We start from the raw sequence: 22,968 nt of genomic DNA on the forward strand, positions 1-22,968 counted from the left end.
AATGCCGTCTAAGCACATATTTGTTAGCAATAAAAAAACGCCATTTCTGGCGCTTCATTTTAATTTGCTTGGGATTCTATGGTCTGGATTTGCTTATGCGCAGCATTCAGATATTCATCGGATTGCATTTCCAGTAAACGTGAACGCGTGCGTTCAATTTCAAAGGCTAATTTTTCACCCTGATAAATTTCAATAATTGAATCTTCAGAGGTCAACAACAGTTTTACCCCACGATCATAAAACTCATCGACCAGATATATAAAACGACGCGCGCCTTCCGACAAGTAGTCTGTTAAATGCGGGACATTGCTGACCAGCACAGTATTATACATATTGGCGATTTCAATAAAGTCTGCCGGACTACGCGGCTTAAAACACAACTCTGAAAATTCACACCATAAAACGTCTTCAGTATGTCCAATGGTTTCCACAATACGGTTATTAATAATAATCGGCTCTTGAGAAACTTTTTGAGTTTGGGTCAAAGCAGTGAAACGCTGTGCGATCCAGTTTTTATGATCATGCGTCAGTGGAGATTTAAACAGTTGCGCCTGTTTCAGCACACGCAAACGATAATCCACACCTGCATCGACATTTAAAATGACACAGTTCTTTTTCACCATCTCAATGGTAGGGATAAAACGGTCACGATGAATCCCGTTTTTATACAGACCATCTGGAGCAATGTTCGATGTAGCGACTAGGGTAATCCCGCGATCAAATAATTTTTGGAACAGTTCGCTTAAAATCATCGCATCCGTAACATTCGATACAAAGAATTCATCAAAACAAATCACCACAGCTTGTTGATAAATTTGGTCAGCCACCAATTCCAGTGGATTACGCTGTCCCGATAATTTGTTCAATTCACGATGCACATGCTGCATAAAATGATGGAAATGCATGCGCATTTTGCGGCGAAAAGGAATTGACTCAAAAAACTGATCCATCAACCAGGTTTTGCCGCGCCCTACACCGCCCCACATATAAACACCTTTAGGAGAGGTTTGACGACGGAAACGACGGAAAGCTTTTTTCGATGCCTTAAAACGCTGCAGCAGTTCTTGCCAAACACGATCCAATTCATGGACAGCTTGTGCCTGTGCATCATCTGGCATGAACTGACCAGAAGAGATCGCTTGCGCATAACGTTCTGCAGGTGACAAAGGAATAAAGGCGGTGCTGTGCTTAGCATTTAGGTCTGACATATCATTGAATACTATTTTAGGCTATTGAAAGTATAGCGAAGTTTGGGATGGAAGATATAACACTTTGGCATTACTAAACTTAGGCTATTTAAAGTACTGGCGTGGACTATATCCAAACCATCGTTTAAAGGCATGATTAAAAGCTGCCGGCTCTGAATAACCAAGTAACTCTGCAATCATTTCAATAGAATACTCTTTATATTCTATCAGCCTTAATGCCTTGTCTTTAATCAATTGTTCACGTATTTGTTTATAGCTACTTTGTAATTGGTGTAATTGATGGCGCAAGGTTCGTTCCGGAATTTGCAAGGCTTGGGCTGTTTCCGCCATCGTTGGCATCACACCTTGCTGCAACTCTAAATAATCCTGTACGCGTTGCACCAATGAAGGCACCTGTTCATCCATTTTTAAACGCTCCAACTCAGCAATACATTTACTTTCATAGATTTTAAAAGTCATTTTATCTGCGGATGGAATCTGAACATTCAGCACTGGGTCATCAAACCAAAATTCTGCGCATTTTGAGCCAAACCTTAACTCTGCACCATAATAACCTTGATAAGTATTTAAAAAATCTTGATTTTGTGGCTGGGAAAATGGCAATTCAATATGAATTTGGGGAATGCTCAACCCCATCATTTTATAAAGGTCCTGGATAAATTTATAGGTGCCTGAAATCTCACATTGTGCCCGTAACAAACCCAGATCACTGTTTAAATCTTGCGGTTCATAGCACAAGGCAACCTTGTGTGCTGTATATTTTAAGCTTAAAGACCCGGTTAAATGAGTTAATGGTTGATATTTAATACCTTGCTCTAATGCTGTACGCACATTTTCACTGGTGACCAATAACATGAGCAAAGGGCCATATCCAGCAAGTGCATAATGCTGCCCAATAAACAGACCTTTTTCAGGTGCAACATCCTGCCCAATAACTTTTAGAACATCCCACTCCAGACTCGAATGAATAATTGAACTGGGATCCAATGCATCAGCACGCAGACCAATACTTTGAAGTTTTTGATCAACTGCAATCCCAGCTTTACGCATACCTTGAATTAAATACATCAAGCCAAGAATTGATCGTTTCATAGCATTGTCTAATTAAAAGAATATGACTATTTTTACTATAAAATTCCATGCTTGCAAATTGCCGAATCTATCAATTTTTTTGTCATGGCTATCATGTTATAGACCCATCTATTCATTTAAGCTTGATAAAAATAACTCCATAAGGCAATAAAAAATGCAGGATGCCACTCACAGCAAGCAAATGCCCCAGCAAACTCAAATTGCTATTATTGGCGCAGGATTTGGCGGTTTGGCGATGGCCATCCGCTTATTACAAAATAATATTCAAGATTTTGTCATTTTAGAAAAAGCCAATGATGTCGGTGGTACTTGGCGCGATAACCAATATCCTGGTGCAGCATGTGATGTGCAATCACATATGTATTCACTTTCTTTTGCACCTAAAACTGACTGGTCAAAGCGTTATGCCGAAGCTCCTGAAATTTTTACTTATATCCAAAGCTTACTAACCGCCTATGATTTGAAAAAATATTGCCAATTTAGCTGTGAAGTTCTGGCTGCCGAATATAATCAGCAAAGTTGTGACTGGAAACTTACCTTAAATAATAATAAAACCTTAATTGCTCAATTTATTGTTTTCGCATCTGGTCCTTTACATGTACCGCAAATCCCCCACATTAAAGGCATTGAAAAGTTTCAGGGTAAAGTTTTTCATTCATCGCAATGGGATCATCAATATGACCTCAGTAATAAAAACGTTGCATCCATCGGTACAGGTGGTAGCGCTATTCAATATATTCCTGAAATCGCTTCCAAAGTGAAACAACTGTATGTGTTTCAACGTACCGCAGCGTGGATCATTCCACGAGATGAACGCAGTTATTCAAGTTTTGAAAAGAAGTTATTTGCCAAGTTTGACTGGTTTAGAAAACTGCATCGCACACGTCTTTATTGGTCTAACGAATCTCGCGTGGTTCCTATTGTTAAACCAACCGTAATGAAATACACCCAGAAACTCGCGGAAGCCTACATTAAATATCAGGTAAAAGATAAAAGCCTAGCTCAAAAACTTACCCCAAATTACATTATGGGCTGTAAGCGTATTTTAGTTTCTAACAAATATTATCCCGCATTTAATCGACGTAATGTCGAACTCGTTACCGATGGTATTCAAGAATTAACTCGTAACAGCATCATTACTCAAGATGGCAAAGAATGTCAGATTGATTGCCTGATTTACGGAACAGGCTTTATTACCGATCCCCGCATCTATTTAAAATCATTTAAATGTACTGGAGAAAATGGTCTCGATTTACAAGAAGCTTGGCAGGATGGTGCTGAAAGCTTTTATGGGATGTGCACCAAGGGTTTTCCGAATTTATTTCAACTTTTAGGACCCAATACAGTTTTGGCACACAACTCGGTTATCTTTATGATTGAATCACAAATCAATTATATCTTGCAAATGATTCAACTGGTCAAACACACCCATAGCCATGCCCTTGTAGTGAAAAATCAAGTACAAGATCAATTTAATGTAGAAGTACAAAGCCTGCTTAATGGCACGGTTTGGCAATCAGGATGTGTCAGTTGGTATCAGCAAGATGGCGGCAAAAACTTTGCACTTTGGCCTACCTATACATGGAAATATTGGTTAAAAACCAAAAAACTTAATCCAGCAGATTATCGCTTGCTAAATAAAACATCTGAAAGTTGTGCAACCTAAATACTTAATGCTCATAATAAGCAGGTGTTTTTTTTCATCTGCTGACTTTTTGTATGCAATCGCTTTGGTTGATCTTCCAACTTCTGATTTGTCTAATTCTGGGATTTGCTCTTGCACGTAAACTTCCACAATGGCTAGAAACTTTAGCCTTTAAAGCTTTACCCTATTTTACTTATATATTACTTATTACCATCGCGATTGAATTCTCTCAAACACTACACAGCATAAGCAGTTCACTGCAAATTTTATCTCATGCACTGACTCTCTCAATTGCAACATCAGTTGGTGCTTTTCTCTGCTGCTATATTCTGTTTAAAAGTATTGGCTATCAACCAACGCAAGGTAAAGTATCCGCAGAGTTATTGATTAAATCGCTGCTTAACATTAGTTATGCATTTATTGCACTGGCATTAGGTTATGGACTGGCTGAAATATTTAATCATTTTGAATATAGCTTGCATGTGAGCACATGGAATCTACTACTGATTTTCATGTTCTTGATTGGTCTGGATTTAGCATATTCCCCCCTCGACCGCTCATGGCTGAACTGGAAAATCATGCTGGTACCAATTGGCTGTATTGTCGGTTCATTAGCTGGTGCATTTTTTACCGCAGCAATTGTGAAAGATATTAGTCTCAAAAACCTGATTATGCTATCACAGGGTTATGGTTTTTATTCTATGACCGGCATTGTAGTAACTGAACTCAAAAATGCCGAGCTTGGCAGCATTGCACTGATGAATGACTTATTTAGAGAGATCATTGCTATTCTTCTGATGTATAGCATTGGCTGGCGTTACCCACGCTCTGCTATTTCATCTGCTGCGGCAACCGCTATGGATGTCACTCTACCTATGGTCAAACAAGCCTGTGGTAATGAATTTATTCCACATGCTATGGTCAGTGGTTTTACTCTTTCTGTACTTGCACCAATTGCAGTGAGTGTATTGGCAGCTTTATAAATCATCTGACTAAATCATTCGCTTCCATTGAGGAATTACCCCTCCTTTTTTAAAGAAAAATTAGGGAGGAATTAAAGGAATTAAAGGAATTAAAGGAATTAAAGGAATTAAAGGAATTAAAGGAATTAAAACAAAAAAGCCGACATTAAGTCAGCTTTTGAATACATCAAATTTAGATTAAATTGTTGCTAAAATATCACGTAAAGTTTGACTTGGATTTTCTGATTGAGTAATTGGACGACCAATCACCAGATGAGTAGAGCCATCAAGCATCGCCTGTTTTGGCGTTACAATACGTTTTTGATCGTCTGCTGCTGAACCCGCTGGGCGAATACCGGGAGTAACTAAAGCAAAATCCTGACCCAAAGTTTCGCGAAGCATTTTTGCTTCCTGAGCAGAACACACCACACCATCCAAACCACTGTCTTGAGTAAGCTTAGCAAGACGTTTCACTTGTTCAAATGGTTCAATATCTAAACCGATATCTTTTAAGTCCTCACGACTCATTGAAGTCAACACAGTCACAGCAATCAATTGTGTATTATAATTACCTACTTTTAAACGCTTTACACAGGTCTCCATCATTTTACGACCACCTGATGCGTGTACATTCACCATCCACACACCAAGATCTGCTGCCGCGCATACAGCTTGTGCAGTAGTATTCGGAATATCATGGAATTTTAAATCTAGAAACACCTCAAAGCCTTTGTCGTGTAATGCTTTAACAACACTTGGACCTTCATGGGTAAATAACTCTTTACCAACTTTTAATCGACATAATGCAGGGTCTAATTGCTCTGCAATGGTTAACGCGTCATATTGGCTTTTAGCATCCAGTGCAACAATGATACTCAAGAGATTTTACCTTCGATCAGACAAAAAGAAAGCCCATTATAATGGGCTTTTATTTTCGTTGGTAATATCTAATACAGTTTTTTCATGCCTGGTATGAGCTGCGGCTTCAGCAGCAGCCAATTGGGCAGTTTGAATTTGCTCTTTCCGGAGATATTCAATATCTTTACGTAGTCGTTTAATTTCCCAACTATTTTGAAATACTCGGAAAATTTGTACACCTAGTAATAAACCCAATACCAGCCCCAAAGCTAAAGTTAGTAATAACAATAAGCCTAAACGCATAGCAGGAACTTGAGTAAATAACAGATCTACACTTAGCTCAGTACCATTTTGTAAAACCAGTGCTAATGAATAGCCAAACAGTACAATTAGCAAAGCGACCAATACGTAACGCATAAACACCCCTTCTGGAATTTTTATTACTCTGCAGATTCGTTTACCGCATCACGCAACGCCTTACCAGGTTTAAAGTGAGGAACTGCTTTTGCAGCCACTTCAACAGACTTTCCTGTTTTAGGATTACGCCCCACACGTGGATCACGGTGATGCAAAGCAAAACTACCAAAACCACGAATTTCAATACGATTATCAGATGATAAGGCGGCTATCATTTGATCAATCATAATTTTAACAGCTTCTTCGACCAAAGGTTCTGCTAAGTGTGGATTTTTAAGGGAAATTCGCTCTATTAAGTCAGACTTATTCAGTGCTTCCGTAGTCATCTGCGACCTCTTTAATTATCAAGCTACTTTGTAGATGATCCGATAATAACGTGTTTAAATACAAAACGGTAGCGCAATAAGTTAATACTACGCTACCGTTTACAGTATTTGTGTAAAAAGTATTAGTTAATTTACATTAACAATACATTTTAACGCCTACTTAGTTGCCCATTTGAGCTTTGATCAAATCACCAATAGTCTTAGGACCATTTTCTGTAGAAGTAGTTGCTGTTTTCAAGTTAGCAACTGCTTCTTTCTCTTCAGCTTCGTCTTTCGCTTTGATAGACAAGTTGATAGAGCGTGATTTACGATCTACATTGATGATTTTAGCTTCCACTTCTTGACCAACTTCCAAGAATTTAGTTGCATCTTCAACGCGATCACGGTTGATTTCAGAAGCTTTAAGAGAAGCTTCAACTTCGTCAGCTAACTTAACAGTTGCGCCTTTAGCGTCAACAGCAGTCACAGTACCTTTAACCAAAGCACCACGTTCGTTAGTTGCCAAGAAATCATTGAACGGATCGTTGTTCATTTGTTTGATACCAAGGCTGATACGGTTGCCTTCAGCATCTACAGACAAGATAACCGCTTCAACAGTGTCACCTTTCTTGTAACGACGGATAGCTTCTTCGCCTTGTTCGTTCCAAGAAATATCAGATAAATGAACTAGACCATCAATACCGCCTGGCAAACCGATAAAGATACCAAAGTCAGTGATAGATTTGATCGTACCAGAAACTTTTTCGCCTTTATCATGCTCTTTAGCAAACTCTTCCCATGGGTTAGCACGAGTTTGTTTGATACCAAGAGAAATACGACGACGTTCTTCATCAACTTCAAGAACCATAACGTCAATTTCATCACCAATCTGAACTACTTTAGATGGGTGGATGTTTTTGTTAGTGTGGTCCATTTCTGAAACGTGTACTAAACCTTCAACGCCTTCAGCGATTTCAGCGAAACAACCGTAGTCAGTCAGGTTAGTTACGCGCGCTTTAACGATTGAACCTTTAGGGTAACGGTTCATGATCGCTAACCATGGATCTTCACCAAGTTGTTTAAGGCCTAAAGATACGCGGTTACGTTCACGGTCAAATTTAAGTACTTTAACAGTAACTTCTTGACCCACTTCAACAACTTCTGAAGGATGCTTGATGCGTTTCCAAGCCATATCAGTGATGTGAAGAAGACCGTCAATACCGCCAAGGTCAACGAATGCACCGTAGTCAGTAAGGTTTTTGATTGTACCAGTAACTGTTTGGCCTTCTTCAAGCTGAGCAAGAAGCGCTTCACGGTCAGCTGAAGACTCAGCTTCCATAACGGCACGACGAGATACAACAACGTTATTACGTTTAGCATCAAGTTTGATTACTTTGAATTCTAACTCTTTACCTTCAAGGTGAGTTGTGTCACGGATAGGACGAGTGTCTACCAAAGAACCTGGTAAGAATGCACGTACTGGACCGATGTCCACTGTGAAACCGCCTTTAACTTTACCAGAGATAACACCAGTAACGATTTCGCCGTCTTCAAAGATTTTTTCAAGTTTAGTCCAAGTTTCAGCACGTTTCGCTTTTTCACGTGATAAAACTGTTTGACCCATACCGTTGTCAAGAGCTTCAACAACAACATCAACAGTATCACCAACTTGAACTTCAAGTTCACGTTGGTCGTTTAAGAATTCAGCGCGGTCAACAATACCTTCTGATTTAAGGCCAGTGTCAACTGTTACCCAGTCAGAGTCGATACTAACTACAACGCCTTGGATGACAGCACCCTTTTCAACGTTGAGGTTTAATTCGCTTTCTTCAAAGAGGGCTGCAAAAGATTCGGTCATGATATACCTGATAAAGTCAGCGGTCTTGGATCAGACAAGGCCGGTTTAATAAAGCTTCCACATAGTCCGTAATAAACTGATCTAGCTATGCTTTGGCTGAAAATTCTTTAATGGGCTAACTGCTTTTCGACAAAGCTAGTCATCAGCTGGAAGACCTCATCGATGTCCAATTCTGAACTATCAATGATGTAGGCATCTGCTGCTGGCTTGAGTGGGGCGACTGTGCGCTCCATGTCTCGTTTGTCTCGAGCTTGTATATTAGCTAAAATGTCGTTTATTTTAACATCTAGCCCCATACCCTGCAACTGCTTTACACGTCGTGCTGCTCGGGATTCAGCCGAAGCAGTCAGGTAAATCTTGGCTTGAGCTTCAGGAAAAATAGAAGTAGCCATATCTCGGCCATCTGCAACCAAGCCCGGCTCTTGCGCAAAAGCACGTTGCCGCTCTAAAAGAGCCGCTCTAAGTTCAGGAATTGCAGCAACTTTTGAAGCAAACTCGCCTACTCGTTCAGTACGAATGGTTTGAGTCACATCTTCACCTTCAAGTTGAACCTGAGTACCCGTTTCATTTGTAACAAACTTTATGTCTAAATTTGTTGCAATTTTAATGCATTGATCAAGTGCTGAATCCAGACAACCTAACAAGCCTTGTTGATGTAATGACAGCCCTAGCAAACGATATAAAGCACCCGAATCCAGTAAATGAAATTGATAGTGCGCTGCCAGTTTAGCCGCAAGTGTGCCCTTTCCAGAACCACTTGGACCATCGATAGTAATAATTTGAACTGTCATTAATTTTCCACTTTACCCTATACAGTTTTAGCTAATTTCAAAAAGCCTAGTTTAATCGCAGATTTAAGCTGTGCAAGAATTAATTTACTGATAAAAGGTGCGCGTGCCTGCAATTCAATGGTGTAGGTTACTAAAGTTTTGTCAGCATCTTTTGCTTCAAACTCAATAATCCCTAAATGATGTTTCACCAAAGGATTTTTAATAATCTGGTATTCAATACGCACATTAGGTTCCAGCAAAGTAATTTGTTCTTGTAGCGGTTTGACCGGACCAAATCCCATACGACGCACTGAACCCACCCCATCTGGACGTTCAGGATCTGTAGAGTCTTTAATCCGTTCTACCTGAATGGGTGCAAAGGCAATATTATAAGTGGAATGTTTTGATAACAAATCAAAAACCTGATCGAGAGGTGCATTAAATTCTTTTTTTATCTGAATGGAATTCATTACTTATCCTACACTTTAATTGACAATAGTTATTGTCATTTTAGTTTACATGGTTTGAATTAAGGATTCTGATCATTTAAGAATTTTTCTTGTAATTTCTGTAGCCGTTTTTGCTCACGACGCTTCTTGAAAAAATCACTCAGCTGTCTGGAACATTGTTCATTTAAGCATCCAGCTTTAAAATCAAACTGATGATTATAATAACCTGTTTCAAATAACTTGCGTGCGCTGATCAAGGAACCTGCTTTGGGTTCGGTTGCACCAAACACCACTTTAGATACACGTGCATGAATTAAGGCTCCCACACACATAGTACAAGGCTCTAAAGTCACATAAAGAACGGAATCTTCTGGAAGACGGTAATTATTAAGATTTGAGCAGGCTTGACGCAAGGCTTGAACTTCTGCATGTGCAGTCGGATCATTTAAAGAAATTGGCGCATTGTACCCTGCGCCAATAATTTGATTTTGACTGACAATAATCGCACCGACAGGAATTTCTTGCTTCGATGCTGCAATAGCAGCTTGCTCGTAGGCAAACTGCATCCAATACTCATCTGTCAATTGTGTTGCACCAGTCATTCTTAACCGATCACACCATAGTGTTTCAACAGATTATTCCAGCTTTCATTTTTGGTCACAGGCGGAAAATCTGACAAAATTGTTTTTAACGAGAAATCCGTACCTTTGATCCATTCTGGAGACAGATCCTTATCCACCAAACGTGCTCGAACACCTTCTACAAAATCTGGATGACGGATTTTCCAATCTGAAATTTGAGTTTCAAGTTCAAACACCTCATTCCAGGAATGTACCTGTTTACCCCATTGCCACAATAACCATGTTAATGCAGCAGTTGTAGGTGAACCTTTTTGCAAGTTTTCACTCGCCTGACGCAACCAGTCACTACGCGCATCACTCAAACCAATAATTGATTCATAGTCATGCTCAAAGTTAACGCCACGGCAAACACTGTGAATCACATCTAATGAGTTTTGTAGCGGACCAGGACCTACAGGACGGTGCATGCCATTCAAGGTATCATCAATAGCACGAAAGTCACCTGCTGGGTAATGTCCCCAATCAATATTGATGACTTTTTCCAGCACATTATCCCGCTGTGCATCACAGATATGCGTCGCCCAACCAATGCCATACGCACCCGCTGCAGTCATGATTGAACCGGTTAAGCCAGTAAATAAGCCTATCGCTCCACGATCCGCCAGGAAACGGGTCGCGCCAACATCCGGATATAAACCGATATTAATTTCAGGCATGGCCAGACGCGAATACGGTGTTACCAAACGGAAAGGCGCTGCCATAAACAGGCCCAAACCACCTCCCATTACATAACCTTCACCCCAAACAAGTATCGGCTTAGTATAGTTATGCAGCAATAAGTCTAAAGCATATTCTTGTTCAAAGAATTTATTTGCCGCCTCTACTTCATCCTTAATCACTAATTGACGAAGTTTACGTACATCCCCACCTGCACAAAATGCTTTTGGTGTAGTTGAATCCAACCAAATGGCTTTAACAGCATCATTATGCTGAAAATCTTGAAACACATTCAAAAGTGCGGTGACGATGGATTCATCCAAAGCATGTAGAGATTTGGGGCGGTTCAGACGAACAATACGCCAGCCATTTTCTGCTTCTTCTACAATAAGATCGGGATGATAATTTTTTAATTCAGGAGATTGTGTCATGCGTCCAGCTGCCAATTTATCGGCTCAATGCCATTTTGTTTCAGGTAATTATTTGCTTTAGAAAATACTTTACAACCAAAAAAACCACCACGATTTGCTGCCAGTGGTGAAGGATGTGCCGCTTTTAAAATCAGGTGTTTATTTGGATCAATCCGTTGACCTTTGCGTTGCGCATATGCTCCCCAAAGGATAAAAACAATATGCTCACACTGCTCATTTAACACATCAATAATATGATCGGTAAAATCTTCCCAACCCTGTTTTTGATGTGAAGTTGGCTGACCTGCTTCAACAGTTAATACTGCATTCAGCAATAACACGCCTTGTTCTGCCCAAGGTGTTAAATCGCCATGTTTCGGAACAGGAATACCTAAATCGGCATTCAATTCATGGAAAATATTACGTAAAGATGGTGGTAATGCAAGTCCCTTTTGCACAGAAAAACTTAATCCATGCGCCTGATTAGGTCCATGATAAGGATCTTGCCCTAAAATAACCACTTTCACCCGGTTTAACGGGGTTTTATTTAATGCATTAAAAATGAGTGAACTCGGGGGATAGATCACTTTATCTGCATTTTTTTCAGCAATCAGAAACTGCCTTAACTCATCCATTTTTGGGCTGAGCAAGAAATCACTCAAAACACCCTTCCAACTTGCATCTAACTGAATTTTATCTAGTTGAGCTTGCTGTTGTTCCGTTAAAGACATAACTGCTTCCTAATCCTTTCTTGAAAACCTAGCATGTAATTCAATGATCTTTAGAGGGGGACTTGTAGATCAACAATCGGGTTATGGAATTTAATTCCTTGTTGTAATTTTTCATACATATCAGGGTCTGTCCATTCAGCTTGAACTTGATCAGAGAAGACAATTTGTTCAAGACTCAACACACCCATTTGCGCATTTTTAATATCTTCTACAAAGCTTTGTGCATAACCGGTATCAGTTTCATGCACGATCACAGAATAAACCTCCACATCACCTTCCCCATTTTGAGTTTCAGTAGATGCCAGCACTTGTTGAGCTAGGTAGAAGAAAATACGTGAAAATTGTTCCGCTGAAGGAGAAACAGGTAAAGCGACCCAACGAGCACTAAACTTTTTGCAGGCTTCAATATATTCAGCATCATCATGCTGCCAAAAACAAATTGCATGATCAAAACTGTCAAAAATGTCTTTAATTACGCCCTTCAGCAATCCAAAGTCATACACCATTTGACCATGATCTAGCTTCGAAGCTTTAAGCAATAACTCAACTTTATAACTATGCCCATGAATGGAACGCTTACAGCGATCCGAGGTGCAATTGCGCACAATATGAGCATTTTCAAACTTAAATAACTTACGAATTAACATGTGCCGTGATGCAATCAAATTATGTGAATTGAATTTGATTATAAAGCAAAAGTGAAAGTCTGGGCATTAATTTTACTGTTCAAAGCAATTGGTAAAACATATGCGACTTAAACAAGATAATAAGATGGATTATATTTCAGCTTGTTGGTTTATATGATTAAAATGGCGCCATACTGCGATATGCCACATACACTGTTTTATCTTTACGTACCAAATCACTACTAAACTGACGTTTACGCTCACTTAACAACACTTCAATCCTGGCTTTAAAATAACTGGATTGCACTCCCAGCAAATCATTCACTTCATTGCGAATATCAGGGTTAACCTGCGTAAAAGGCTCAATAGCCCAAAGATCATTAATATTGGAAAAATATTCTAAATTTTCTTGGCGTTGCTGCAGAGCTTGTTGAACTGCGTTGACATCCAACTTGGGATCAAGACTCGCAAGCAGCATTGCGGATGCTGTATTGACATTAACTTTACTGTTTGATGTAGGGGCGGCATTGACATAATCTTTAATTTGCAGATATTTTTGATCTTCAAAGCCACGGACTAATTTAAGTTCTTCAACACTATGAAATTTACTGTTTGGCGGTAAATAGCCTCGTGGCAAGCCTTGATAGTTGTTGGCTTCTGCCCCCATCGTCCCACTAGTTTCATCATCAGCATCTTGCCAGTCAATCACCGCTTCACTCAATTTTTCCGGCAAACCCACCCGAACCAACAGCTTTTCAAACCAGGCTTTTGCCTGAGCATTCGTAGTGCCGTCATTATTGACCAAACTGTTTAAATTAAATTTACCGGATTCATCCTGCAAAGTTCCCGAAACAAAGCCATCTTCCACCGGAAAAGCGGGCATCGGTTTGGCCCAATTTTCTTGCAGATGATCAATATCACCCGCATTTTCTGCATCATCCACCAAAAGTTCTGAAAAAAAGGCTTCTGCACTTTTGGCATACAGCAAGGATTGATTTTGACGCATCAAATATGCGGTATTTTCAGCAGTATTGGCCTGTCGTTTGGCAATCGTCGCAGCAAGAATTGTTGCTAATGCGACCATCACCAAGATTGTAATTAAGGCAATCCCCTGTTCCTGCTTCATGCTCAATCTCTTTAGAATGGTTATGTTGGATTATTTGAATTGTTATTTTGATTACTGTTCTGCAATTTTAAATAGTCCGTATTCAACAGACTAAAAATCCATTCATAAGCAACATCTTTCACCATTAATTTAATTTTAATGCCTTTTGGTAATATCTGTTTTTGCGTGGCATCATTTAAATCCACTTGTCCCTCTGGCCATGAAGTCGACTCATTCGGATTCAGCACCACAATTTCAAACTGATCCACATCATTTAGCAATACACTGGATTCAGGCTGATCGCGTCCGCTACTATTTAAATTACGATATTTCAAACGATAGAGTTTTTTTTCATCTGCACGATATTGGTATTCAACCCGCTCATCCGGGGAAATACCTTGCTGCAAAGGATCCGTCACCCCAGTTTTACTAAAATTAAATCGGCCATTTTGCAGCACCAGAGCGGGTTGAATATCATTATTGATATTGGCAGTCAGTGGCACTGCCTGAACCGTATCACGTAGAACTTGTTGATAGGCTTCCTGCAATTGACCCAAATTCACTTCATGTTCAGTATTACGCTCTTTGACTTTGATTAGATAATCAAAAACTTTCCAGCCTAGTGCGGAAAGCACCGCGAATATGGCAATGGCGACCAACAATTCAACCAAGGTAAATCCTGAGGCACGATTAATTCGAGTAACACTCGACCTGAGAGGTAGTGCCTCGCAAGAAAGTCCGAAAGCTGGGCGTAATAAGCAAGAATTACGCTTTGTCTCAGTGCAAGATGAGCAATCTTTTAGAGAGTTTAAAGTTTGATTTTTTTTATTTTTCGTTTGCATCAAACTTTGACCTTATAGTTAAAGAAAACCAGATTCGTAATTCCCGACTCAACTTTACCTGATTCAGCATTAACCAAACTAATCTGCACTTCAATACGCTGCACATTCGGACTAATCGTCGATTGTGCAGATTTATCAATTTGCCAGGTTGCACCCTGCTGCGTTATCTGTTTTGATTGTGTTCCTTGCAACCATTCTTGGCTAATTTCCATCACGGCAACTTCATTTAAAGCCACAAATTGTGCTTTGGTGCGTAAAATTGCATTGGATGTCGCTTGAGTATATTGCATCGCCACTTTGGTTAAAGCGATTGCTGCTGTCGCGAAAATGGCTAAAGCCACCATCACTTCTAATAGGGTAAAACCTGAGCGAGACCAAGAGCTATGCTTGGAGTATCTAGCTTTCATTGATTTTACCTAAATGATCAATCTCGATTTCTTCACCAATCGGACGTTGCTCGAAATAAAACTGGATCCGCACCGGTTTCGCTTCACCATTCCCTAACCAAAGTAATTTTGGTGCCTTTGTACTCAGCAAATCATCATTATTAGCATTTTCATAGGGATGATCGAGAGCAGTAATACTGAACGAGACTTGGTCGGGTAAAGCACGCTTTTCAAATTCTGAATATTCTTGCCATTTTTTATTTTCATTGCGGATTGAATTTTGTGAAACTTGCAGGGATGATGCCAAATATTCAACAACAGCATAACGAAATGGCGACACATCTGTTGCAGTTTGCACATCAAGGGCAAAAATGCGTGCCTGATCATTCGCTTCACGATTCATCCTGCGCAAATCCATAATAAACACTTCACGTGCCTGCATGGCTTTACGCTGATCAACACCATTGATATTGGTTAAAATTAAAGATGTCATGATTGCCATAATCACAATAACCACCATCAACTCTATTAAGGTAAAACCGCGAATTGATAATGATCCTGGGTGCTTCATGGCAGACCTTTAGGCAAATTGTTCCGTAACGCGGATTTGTTTTGGCATCGCCAATGCCTGGTCAATATAAGCAACACGCAATGTATCGCGCGAACCTAAATAGCGCTGATAAAAACTAGAATTCAATATTGCCGCTGCACCATGGGTTAAAGCCCAAATGGAGGCTAAATAATCACGTACCGACATGCGACTTTGAATGCTTTCTAGATAGCTTTCGGTCATACGAAAAATAATCCGTAAGCGTTGCTTTCTCACCTGATACAGTTCACTGAACAAATGATGAATACCTACACCGGTGGTAGAAAGGCGTTCTTCAATTTGATGGAACAGCACGGTACGTTCTGGATGATGTAAATGATGCAACATAAAGAAAGCCAAATGTTCTGGAAAGGCTTTTTCTACATCCTTAATCATCTCGAGCAACATCTTCTCATTACGGATAATGAGAAGCATATAGAGTTCATCTTTACTTTGGAAATGTTTATATAGAGTCCCTTTCGCTAAATCGAGTTCTGCTGCCAACGCATCTAGCGTCATCCCTGATTCGCCATTTTCTAATAACAGTTGCTCTGCAACCTGAAAAATTAACGCTTCTCTTGCTCGAAACTGAGCCTGACGATCCATCTTCACCCTGTAACTCTCTTATGCGCTTGTATCAATTCGAATTATTTACTTTAAATTGAGGAGGTTTTCAAAGTTTTGCATAGTAATGAAAGCAATTTCCTCAACTGACTTATCATATACATCACTTAAGGCTTTGGCTACATAGGGAACGTATTTTGGTTCATTAGACTTTCCTCTATAGGGCATCGGTGCCAAATAAGGACTATCTGTCTCAATCAGTATGCGATCAAGTGGAACCTGCTTCGCCACATCACGTAAATCTTGTGCATTTTTAAAAGAAACAATGCCGGAAAATGACACGTAATAACCGCAATCCAGCACGGCCTTGGCGGTTTCCCAGTCTTCGGTAAAACAGTGCAAAATACCATGGGTCGACTTCTCGGCGCGAATGATATCCACGGTATCATGCTTGGCTGAACGAGTATGCACTACTACAGGTTTTTTCACTGCCTGAGAAGCATGAATATGACGGGCAAAACATTGTTTTTGTTCAGTAATAAAATCGGTGCTATGAAAATAATCCAAGCCTGTTTCACCAATCGCCCAAACTTTTTCAGGCTGCGCCAGTTCAATCAAATAATCTGTGGTGGCGCGCGCCATGGTCGCTGGATCTTCACACGGATGAACCCCAACGCTGTATCCAACATCAGCATGACGTGCGGCAATTTTAGCAAGCTTGATATGGTCATCCAGATCCACCGAGATACTCATGAATTTGGATACACCCGCTTCACGCGCCTGTGCTAATGCCAGATCTAGATTGCCATCATAAGGCGTTAAATCAAGCAAGGTTAAATGGCAGTGAGTATCTACAAACACGGCGAGATCCTAAATCGGTTAAACAGCTACATAGTGTAACTAGTTCGACCTTCAGATTTAATACCTACAAGCAACTTTTCGGCTTCTGATTTGTAATACACGCCCTTTTCCCCGGTTAACTGCATACCGAAGCCTTGTAATTTAATGCCGTTTTGCTTTTGAGAAATCCAGATAACTTTACCAGTTAAAGGAATTTTTTGTGATTGATCCGGTAAAGTTGCTAGCACAAAAACTTCTTCACCAATTTTTACTGGCTGCTTGGTGGGAACAAATAATCCGCCACCGACAACATAAGGCATATAACTGGCATATAACGTGTCTTTGTCTGGAATATTCGCCTGAATAATACCGCCCATACGTGGTTGCATCATCTTCCCCTTTAAATATTCAAATGTTCATTAGTTTTATACACAATTGATCAAGCACCAAATTGCTTTGTACATTCTGCTCGATAAACTGTTTAGATTGTTGCAAGTCAGAATAAATTGTAAATAAAAATTCCAATGTATATTGTTCTGATAGCAAAGTTAAATCCAAATCCGGATTTTTAACCTGCTGATTGAGCTTGACACAAATTAAATCGGACAACAAGTATTCAAACATTTGCGCAAAATCACTAAAACTTAAGGCTTTGTTCCACTTGGTCGCAATTGCCATCGGCATATTCTTTTGTGTCACTAATTTTTGCCAGTCATTTAGAAATTCTTGTCGCTTATTCAACCATTCAGCTTGGGCCAATTGCATGGCCTGCAAAGGCATTTGATTGGACAGATTCAGCAACAGTTGTTTTTGAGTTTGATCTAAACCAGGTAACTGCTGAGATAAATACTCGCCTGCTTGAACTTCCGACATCCGGTCTAAAGCAAAATGTTGCAAACGACTGCGAATAGTCGCAGGAAGTTTCAGATAATGATCGGCTAGTAAAATAATAACAATACGATCGCCCGGTTCTTCAAGGGTTTTAAGTAAGGCATTCGCGGAAGCCATATTTAAAGCTTCTGCCGGCTCAATCACAATCACCCGCCAACCATCTACCGTTTGTTGGACAAAGGGCAATAAATCACGAATTTTTTCGATCTTGATTTTCGCATTTTGCTTTTTATTATCTTCATCCGTGCTGATATGCACATAATTCGGATGGGTATCCGATTTCAGCCACAAGCAACTGCCACATTCACCACAAGGTGCATTGTTGGCATGACGATTGGCACATAAAACCCAAGCCAAAAAATATTGCGCAAAGGCTTCTTTGCCACAACCTTTTTTGCCATAAAAAAGCAAGCCATGTCCAAGTTTGGGGAAACGCCCTATTAGCGTATCCCAAACGGTTTTTTGCCATGGATAAACTTGTGCAACTACATCATTTTGCATTGAATTAAAGCCCAACCTTATCCTAAATTTTACTCAAAGCAGGAAACATCCATTTCATTAAGACGATCTAAATCTGCTAGCGTATCAACGCCTGGTGGCAAGTTGGCTTCTGCAACCGCAATTGCAATACGATGTCCATTTTCAAGCACACGTAATTGTTCCAGGCTTTCCAGTTGTTCCAGTACGCCCATATCCCACGACACATATTCTTGCAGCAAATTCACCCGGTACGCATATAAACCCAGGTGACGGTATGCCTGCGAATGTAATTCTTGAACTTCCTGTTTAGCACCATCACGATCATAAGGAATGGTCGCACGGCTAAAATACAAAGCCTGGTTGTATTTGGACATCACCACTTTGACAATACTGTCGCGATTAAATTCTTCCAGACTGTGAATCGGCTCACATAAGGTCGACATAGAAGATTCGGGTTGTGATTCCAGCAATTGTGCCACCTGTTGCACCAATTGAGCAGGAAGCAAAGGTTCATCGCCTTGTACATTGACAATAATATCTTCACTTGCCCATCCTTTAATCTGGGCAACTTCACTTAAACGATCTGTACCCGATGGGTGATCCACACGTGTCATAACAACATCCACACCTTCAGCACGGCAAACTTCGGCAATACGTTCATCATCGGTTGCAACACATAAATCGTCAAACCCCGCGACTTTTTTAGCTTGATCCACCACCCGTAAAATCATGGGGCGGCCATGAATTGCCAATAATGGTTTACCTGGTAAACGTGAACTTGCAAAACGTGCAGGAATAACAATATGTTTCATAAACGATGAACCTTAAGAAATTTGAATACCGAGTTGCTGCAATTGCTGATGCAAGATTTCATAACAGTCAGGCGAAAGTACAGCCTCCACAGGAACCACCCAAATTTCCCGTTTGAAATCTGGATTTTGTTTTAATAATGGCAAAATTTTCACTGCATCTTTTTCGGTGGTAATAATGGGATTTCCATCTTCAAATTGAAGATCGGTAATTTCATAATCATAATGATCAGGAAATTCATGACATTGAAATTGATGGATTCCCATAGAATCTAAAGTTTCATAAAAACGCTGCGGAAAACCAATCCCGACCACCGCATAAAAATTATCATCTGGATTAAAAGGTTGAGTATCCTCTTCATTCAGCAAATATGGCATAGCCACTTCTAAATGCATATTTAAAGCAGATACAGGCTCTGCGGCATGTTCAATGACCGTACCTGTTTTTAAACGGCTTGGAGGCTCGCGCAAATACCCTTCAGGCAATAACTTTTGATTCCCCAAACCACGATTCCGATCCAGCACAATCCACTCAATTTGACGTTCTAAAGCAAAATGCTGTAGACCATCATCACTAATAATTAAATCCAGATCATGTTTAGATAACAAATATTCAATACTATGCTGTCGATTTGAATCCACAGCCATGGGAACCCCAGTCGATTGAACAATCAAACAGGGCTCATCACCGACAATTTCCGGTACAGATTCCAAATCGACATAGGCTGGAAAAGGCCCTTTCCCACCATAACCTCGACTGATCACACCCACCCGTACATTTTGACTGTGCAGATAATTCACTAACTGGATCAGCAGTGGTGTCTTTCCACTGCCACCTACTGTGATATTACCAATCACCATTACCGGAACTGGCGCTTGATAGCTTGATTTAATGCCCAACTGGTAAAGCTTTTTATTCAATAAAAAACCGGCACGATAAATCCATGACAAAGGCCGAAGCACAATTAACCACTTGGCTTGCTTATTCCAAGCATCCTGAATCAATTGTGCAATGGACATAAATCAATTTTCCTCAAAATTACGCTGATGCAACTGGTAATAAGCACCATGCTTGGCAATAAGTTCTGCATGTGTACCTTGCTCAACAATTGTACCTTTATCCATCACCACAATACGATCAGCATTTTCAATGGTGGATAAACGATGCGCAATCACAATCGTCGTCCGGTCCTGCATGGCCGTATCAAAAGCCTGTTGTATAAAGTATTCCGACTCATTATCAAGCGCACTGGTCGCTTCATCAAGAATCAGGATCGGCGCATTTTTCAAAATAGCACGCGCAATAGCAATACGCTGACGTTGCCCCCCGGACAAGTTCAAGCCCTGTGCACCTAATGGGGTGTTGTAACCTTGCGGTAAAGCCATAATAAAGTCATGCGCATAAGCTGCTTTTGCGGCCGCAATAATATCCGCATCGCTTGCACCTTCAAGCTGACCATAGGCAATATTTTCACGCACAGTCCGGTTAAACAGCACGACTTGCTGATTCACCATCGCAATCTGGGTTCTCAAGGTATTAATATCCAGTGCTCGAATATCATGCTCATCCAAATAAATATGACCTGAACTCGCTTCCTGAAAACGCACCAACAAATTTACTAAAGATGTTTTACCAGCACCAGAACGCCCCACCAGTGCAACGGTTTCACCCGCTTTAACATTCAAGTTAAAATCATGAATCGCTTGATGACCATCGGAATAAATTAAATTCACATTTTGGAATTGAATATTGCCTTTGAGTACCGGCGTTAAAGTTCCTGTATTTTGCTCTTCCGGTAAATCAAGCAATTCAAAAACTGAATGAGCTGCTGCCATACCCCGTTGTAATTTTTCATTTACATCGGTTAAAGCTTTAATCGGTTTGCTTAACATACCTGCTGCCGTGATATAAGCAACAAATTCACCGGCACTGGTATCACGTAAAATTTCTGGTCGCAATGCAATCCAGATAATAAGCCCCATTGCAATCGACATAATGAATTGCACAACAGGACTATTGAGCTGCTGTACCACCACCATTTTCAAACCGCGTTTTAAGTTTTCAAGTGAGTGGTCTTTAAAACGAGTTTGCTCATACTCTTGCCCACCAAAACCTTTTACCACTAAATTGCCATTTACCGTTTCTTGCACCACATGGTTAACATCGCCCATGGTGTCCTGAACTTGCAAAGATAATTTACGCATACGTTTTGATGCTTGACGAACCAAAAAACCCATCAATGGTGCAAAAACCAGAATAATCAGGGTAAGTCGCCAATTGCTGTATAACAGGTAGCCTAACAATCCGATGGTGATCAAACCTTGTTGCACAATGGTTTTCAGTGATTCTGATGAAGCAGCGGTTAACTGCTCCACATTGTACATAATTTTAGCAGTGATATGACCGCTGGTATTGTCCAGATAATACTGTGATGGAAGCTTAAGCAGTTTGGCAAAAACTTCCTGACGAATATTAAAGACCAGATTACGTGAGATGACTGCGGTATAGTAGCCCCCGATAAAGGAACCCAATCCCCGGAAAAACATCAGTAGAATCACCAAGAAGGGAAATATAGAAGTAAAGCCTTGGTCTCTATGCTGGATTGCGGTAATGATTTTTTCTAACAGCTTTGCAATAGATACTTCGGTAGCAGCACTAATTGAAAAACCGATAAAAACCAATATCGCCACACCCCAAAAAGGCTTTAAATAGCCCAAAAGACGCAGATAGACTTTAAAATCTTGTTTCACTAATAACCTCTAGACGGAACTTTAGTACTAATATTGATATTAACAAAACCCAGTTGGCCTGCGACATCCATCACCCGAATAACATCCTGATGGGTGGCTTTAGCATCTGCGGCAATCACGAACATTAAATCACGACGATCATTAGAAATCTGTTTAATTGCAGTATTTAAATCTGCAACATCCTTACTTGCAAGTGATTGCCCATTAATTGAATAATGCCCGGAAGCATCCACAACCACTTCAACTTTATGCTCATATTGCTTAGGCGGAACACCTTGGGCATCGGGCAAGGTTAAATTCATGCGACTAAACTGGTTAAATGTCGTGGATAACAGTAAAAAAACCAGGATAAACAGCAAGCAATCGATCATGGGGGTTAAGTTAATATGAATATCTTCAACTTGTGTGCGTTTAAATCTCATTTTCCACCCTAACCTACTTTTTTCATATCTTGTTCTTCAATCGTAGAATTTTGATAGAAAAGTGCTGCATGGAATAAGGTCGATTGTTGCTCAAGTTCAGCAACATACTCTTGCACCAAACGCTGAAAATAACGGTAGGCAAACAATGCTGGAATGGCAATAAACATCCCCGCTGCAGTCGTAATCAGGGCTTTTGAAATACCGGGGATCATCAAGGTTGGATTACTATTGGTACCTAGGTCAATCACCAAAAACGATTCAATAATACCTAGAACGGTACCCAACAAACCCAACAGTGGCGCGACTGCGCTGAGTGTGCCCAAGAAATTAATATTCTTTTCCAAATAGCTAATTTCTTGAGAGGCAGTGCTTTCCATCTGTGCGCGAGCATACTGCTCATTTTTAGTTTTACTTTGGTAACCAGCTGTAAAGATGCGCCCTAATGTACTGCTTTGCAATACTTTATCTTGTTGCAATTGCTGTATGACAACATCGGTGTTTTGAGTCTGATTCAGTAACAATGCTTTGGGCAAAATCATTGATTTTTTTAATCGAATAAAGCGTTCAATAGTTATAGCTACTGTAAAAATCGAACATAAAACAAGTGGAAGCATCAGCCATCCACCTGCTTTGACTAATTCCCACATCTGTTTTTCCCCA

At 40.2% G+C, this 22,968-nt stretch carries 27 protein-coding genes; 2 read left to right on the forward strand and 25 right to left on the reverse strand.

All coding sequences use genetic code 11. The features are described from left to right. Window positions 1-59: 59 nt before the first annotated feature. Together zapE and ACKI4H_RS04750 are read right to left on the reverse strand one after the other, a co-directional pair. On the reverse strand, window positions 60-1,208 hold the full coding sequence (gene zapE, locus ACKI4H_RS04745; protein WP_407304152.1) for a cell division protein ZapE: 1,149 nt from the start codon (window positions 1,206-1,208) through the stop codon (window positions 60-62). Window positions 1,209-1,292: 84 nt separating this feature from the next. Then, the gene (locus tag ACKI4H_RS04750) at window positions 1,293-2,300 is read right to left on the reverse strand and encodes a helix-turn-helix domain-containing protein (RefSeq protein ID WP_407304154.1); all 1,008 of its coding nucleotides are present in this window, start codon (window positions 2,298-2,300) and stop codon (window positions 1,293-1,295) included. A 154-nt stretch (window positions 2,301-2,454) separates the two neighbouring features. On the opposite strand from ACKI4H_RS04750, the gene ACKI4H_RS04755 reads away from it, so the two are divergent. Both ACKI4H_RS04755 and ACKI4H_RS04760 read left to right on the forward strand, forming a co-directional pair. Next, complete coding sequence (locus tag ACKI4H_RS04755) at window positions 2,455-3,966, forward strand: flavin-containing monooxygenase (protein ID WP_407304155.1); 1,512 nt, start codon at window positions 2,455-2,457, stop codon at window positions 3,964-3,966. Window positions 3,967-4,019: 53 nt separating this feature from the next. Further along, a complete protein-coding gene (locus ACKI4H_RS04760) occupies window positions 4,020-4,928 on the forward strand; it encodes a lysine exporter LysO family protein (RefSeq protein WP_407304156.1) in 909 nt (302 codons plus the stop codon). Between the two features lie 177 nt (window positions 4,929-5,105). Here the strand turns inward: ACKI4H_RS04760 and pyrF are convergent, their stop codons facing one another. The 23 genes from pyrF to ACKI4H_RS04875 all read right to left on the reverse strand — a co-directional run bounded on the left by pyrF (window position 5,106) and on the right by ACKI4H_RS04875 (window position 22,955). Beyond that, window positions 5,106-5,786 carry an orotidine-5'-phosphate decarboxylase gene (gene pyrF, locus ACKI4H_RS04765; protein WP_407304157.1) on the reverse strand — a complete coding sequence of 227 codons (681 nt, stop codon included), beginning with the start codon at window positions 5,784-5,786 and terminating at the stop codon, window positions 5,106-5,108. 36 nt (window positions 5,787-5,822) lie between these two features. Further along, window positions 5,823-6,182: a lipopolysaccharide assembly protein LapA domain-containing protein gene (locus ACKI4H_RS04770; protein WP_407304159.1), complete on the reverse strand. Its 360-nt coding sequence runs from the start codon at window positions 6,180-6,182 to the stop codon at window positions 5,823-5,825. Between the two features lie 23 nt (window positions 6,183-6,205). Next, the gene (locus tag ACKI4H_RS04775) at window positions 6,206-6,508 is read right to left on the reverse strand and encodes an integration host factor subunit beta (protein WP_004648770.1); all 303 of its coding nucleotides are present in this window, start codon (window positions 6,506-6,508) and stop codon (window positions 6,206-6,208) included. 160 nt (window positions 6,509-6,668) lie between these two features. After that, a complete protein-coding gene (rpsA, locus tag ACKI4H_RS04780) occupies window positions 6,669-8,345 on the reverse strand; it encodes a 30S ribosomal protein S1 (RefSeq protein WP_407304160.1) in 1,677 nt (558 codons plus the stop codon). Between the two features lie 107 nt (window positions 8,346-8,452). Next, entirely contained in the window at window positions 8,453-9,136 is a 684-nt protein-coding gene (gene cmk, locus ACKI4H_RS04785; RefSeq protein ID WP_407304162.1) for a (d)CMP kinase, read from the reverse strand. A gap of 17 nt (window positions 9,137-9,153) precedes the next feature. After that, entirely contained in the window at window positions 9,154-9,585 is a 432-nt protein-coding gene (locus tag ACKI4H_RS04790) for an SRPBCC family protein (RefSeq protein WP_407304163.1), read from the reverse strand. 59 nt (window positions 9,586-9,644) lie between these two features. Next, window positions 9,645-10,166 carry a tRNA adenosine(34) deaminase TadA gene (tadA, locus tag ACKI4H_RS04795; protein WP_407304164.1) on the reverse strand — a complete coding sequence of 174 codons (522 nt, stop codon included), beginning with the start codon at window positions 10,164-10,166 and terminating at the stop codon, window positions 9,645-9,647. A 2-nt stretch (window positions 10,167-10,168) separates the two neighbouring features. Beyond that, window positions 10,169-11,293 (reverse strand): enoyl-CoA hydratase/isomerase family protein, encoded by a 1,125-nt coding sequence (locus ACKI4H_RS04800; protein WP_407304165.1) that lies wholly within the window; start codon window positions 11,291-11,293, stop codon window positions 10,169-10,171. Then, window positions 11,290-12,003: a uracil-DNA glycosylase gene (ung, locus tag ACKI4H_RS04805; protein ID WP_407304166.1), complete on the reverse strand. Its 714-nt coding sequence runs from the start codon at window positions 12,001-12,003 to the stop codon at window positions 11,290-11,292. The genes ACKI4H_RS04800 and ung overlap by 4 nt, the downstream gene beginning before the upstream one ends. A gap of 50 nt (window positions 12,004-12,053) precedes the next feature. Further along, a complete protein-coding gene (locus tag ACKI4H_RS04810; protein ID WP_407304167.1) occupies window positions 12,054-12,650 on the reverse strand; it encodes a 6-pyruvoyl trahydropterin synthase family protein in 597 nt (198 codons plus the stop codon). A 157-nt stretch (window positions 12,651-12,807) separates the two neighbouring features. Then, on the reverse strand, window positions 12,808-13,755 hold the full coding sequence (gspK, locus tag ACKI4H_RS04815) for a type II secretion system minor pseudopilin GspK (RefSeq protein ID WP_407304168.1): 948 nt from the start codon (window positions 13,753-13,755) through the stop codon (window positions 12,808-12,810). Window positions 13,756-13,775: 20 nt separating this feature from the next. Then, window positions 13,776-14,429 (reverse strand): type II secretion system minor pseudopilin GspJ, encoded by a 654-nt coding sequence (gene gspJ, locus ACKI4H_RS04820; protein WP_407304226.1) that lies wholly within the window; start codon window positions 14,427-14,429, stop codon window positions 13,776-13,778. Between the two features lie 146 nt (window positions 14,430-14,575). Further along, window positions 14,576-14,983, reverse strand: a complete 408-nt coding sequence (gene gspI / locus ACKI4H_RS04825; RefSeq protein WP_407304170.1) for a type II secretion system minor pseudopilin GspI — start codon at window positions 14,981-14,983, stop codon at window positions 14,576-14,578. Further along, on the reverse strand, window positions 14,973-15,533 hold the full coding sequence (locus ACKI4H_RS04830; protein WP_407304172.1) for a type II secretion system protein: 561 nt from the start codon (window positions 15,531-15,533) through the stop codon (window positions 14,973-14,975). The genes gspI and ACKI4H_RS04830 overlap by 11 nt, the downstream gene beginning before the upstream one ends. A 9-nt stretch (window positions 15,534-15,542) precedes the next feature. Next, window positions 15,543-16,157, reverse strand: a complete 615-nt coding sequence (locus ACKI4H_RS04835) for a TetR/AcrR family transcriptional regulator (RefSeq protein WP_407304173.1) — start codon at window positions 16,155-16,157, stop codon at window positions 15,543-15,545. A 45-nt stretch (window positions 16,158-16,202) separates the two neighbouring features. Continuing rightward, entirely contained in the window at window positions 16,203-16,976 is a 774-nt protein-coding gene (locus ACKI4H_RS04840) for a TatD family hydrolase (RefSeq protein ID WP_407304174.1), read from the reverse strand. A gap of 26 nt (window positions 16,977-17,002) precedes the next feature. Further along, complete coding sequence (locus tag ACKI4H_RS04845) at window positions 17,003-17,344, reverse strand: PilZ domain-containing protein (RefSeq protein ID WP_171529076.1); 342 nt, start codon at window positions 17,342-17,344, stop codon at window positions 17,003-17,005. 19 nt (window positions 17,345-17,363) lie between these two features. Then, on the reverse strand, window positions 17,364-18,347 hold the full coding sequence (locus ACKI4H_RS04850; RefSeq protein ID WP_407304176.1) for a DNA polymerase III subunit delta': 984 nt from the start codon (window positions 18,345-18,347) through the stop codon (window positions 17,364-17,366). Between the two features lie 29 nt (window positions 18,348-18,376). Continuing rightward, window positions 18,377-19,138 carry a 3-deoxy-manno-octulosonate cytidylyltransferase gene (kdsB, locus tag ACKI4H_RS04855; protein ID WP_407304177.1) on the reverse strand — a complete coding sequence of 254 codons (762 nt, stop codon included), beginning with the start codon at window positions 19,136-19,138 and terminating at the stop codon, window positions 18,377-18,379. A 12-nt stretch (window positions 19,139-19,150) separates the two neighbouring features. After that, complete coding sequence (gene lpxK / locus ACKI4H_RS04860) at window positions 19,151-20,155, reverse strand: tetraacyldisaccharide 4'-kinase (protein ID WP_407304178.1); 1,005 nt, start codon at window positions 20,153-20,155, stop codon at window positions 19,151-19,153. A gap of 3 nt (window positions 20,156-20,158) precedes the next feature. Beyond that, window positions 20,159-21,886: a lipid A export permease/ATP-binding protein MsbA gene (gene msbA / locus ACKI4H_RS04865; RefSeq protein WP_407304179.1), complete on the reverse strand. Its 1,728-nt coding sequence runs from the start codon at window positions 21,884-21,886 to the stop codon at window positions 20,159-20,161. Next, on the reverse strand, window positions 21,886-22,308 hold the full coding sequence (locus ACKI4H_RS04870) for an ExbD/TolR family protein (RefSeq protein ID WP_407304180.1): 423 nt from the start codon (window positions 22,306-22,308) through the stop codon (window positions 21,886-21,888). Before ACKI4H_RS04870 ends, msbA begins: the two co-directional genes overlap by 1 nt. 8 nt (window positions 22,309-22,316) lie before the next feature. Next, window positions 22,317-22,955 carry a MotA/TolQ/ExbB proton channel family protein gene (locus tag ACKI4H_RS04875; protein ID WP_407304181.1) on the reverse strand — a complete coding sequence of 213 codons (639 nt, stop codon included), beginning with the start codon at window positions 22,953-22,955 and terminating at the stop codon, window positions 22,317-22,319. Window positions 22,956-22,968 lie beyond the last annotated feature (13 nt).

The sequence above is a fragment of the Acinetobacter sp. genome (assembly GCF_045628685.1).
Lineage (GTDB): Bacteria > Pseudomonadota > Gammaproteobacteria > Pseudomonadales > Moraxellaceae > Acinetobacter.